We start from the raw sequence: 1076 nt of genomic DNA, 5'->3' as shown, positions 1-1076 counted from the left end.
GTTTTTTAAATTACTGAAATTGATTAAATGCATAAATAACTGAATATTCTAAAAATAAACTTGTAATAATTTTTTCTATGAGTAAACTAAAAAGAAAAAATTAGATTGAAAGTAGGAGGCATATGTATGGGGAAGCTAATTAAATATATTTCAATACTTCTTATTGTCGTTTTAGTGTTGAGTGCTTGCGGAAAAAGCAGTAATAAAGATGAAGGAGTAAAAGATGCTACTAAAACGGAAACCTCAAAACATAAAGGTGGTACCTTAAATGTAGCATTAACAGCACCGCCAAGTGGTGTTTATTCTTCGTTATTAAATAGTACACATGCAGATTCTGTAGTTGAGGGATATTTTAACGAAAGCTTATTAGCAACTGATAAAAAAATACGTCCTAAGGCATATATTGCTTCATGGAAGGACATCGAGCCGGCTAAGAAAATAGAATTTAAAATTAAAAAAGGTATTAAATGGCATGATGGTAATGAATTGAAAATTGATGATTGGATTTATTCAATTGAAGTCTTAGCTAACAAGGACTACGAAGGTGCTTATTATCCAAGTGTAGAAAATATCCAAGGTGCGAAAGATTATCATGAAGGAAAAACTGATCATATTAGCGGATTGAAGAAAATAGATGACTACACTATGCAGGTTACATTTGATAAAAAACAAGAAAATTACTTAACAGGATTTATTACTGGACATTTATTAAGTAAAAAATATTTATCAGATGTACCAATTAAAGATTTAGCGAAATCAGATAAAATCCGAAAATATCCTATTGGTATTGGACCGTATAAAGTTAAGAAAATCGTTCCAGGTGAGGCTGTTCAACTCGTTAAATTTGATGATTATTGGCAAGGTAAGCCTGCACTAGACAAAATCAATTTAAAAGTTATTGATCAAGCTCAAATTATTAAGGCAATGGAAAAAGGCGATATTGATGTTGCGAATGATGCTACCGGTGCAATGGCAAAAGATGCTAAGTCATCTAATGCTGGTCTCAAGGTATTATCTGCGCCAAGCTTAGACTACGGTTTAATAGGATTCGTATCTCATGATTACGATAAAAAAGC

General features: G+C 31.6%; 1 protein-coding gene. It reads left to right on the top strand.

The window, feature by feature from the left end; translation table 11 throughout:
* Nucleotides 1-126 precede the first annotated feature (126 nt).
* Nucleotides 127-1076 (top strand): ABC transporter substrate-binding protein (locus IDG60_RS27640; protein ID WP_241013385.1); only part of this gene is annotated, 950 nt, incomplete at its 3' end.

Source organism: Staphylococcus sp. EG-SA-2, from assembly GCF_017152085.1.
Note: the sequence above shows the minus strand (reverse complement) of the source record. Positions and strands in the feature narration are given on the sequence as shown.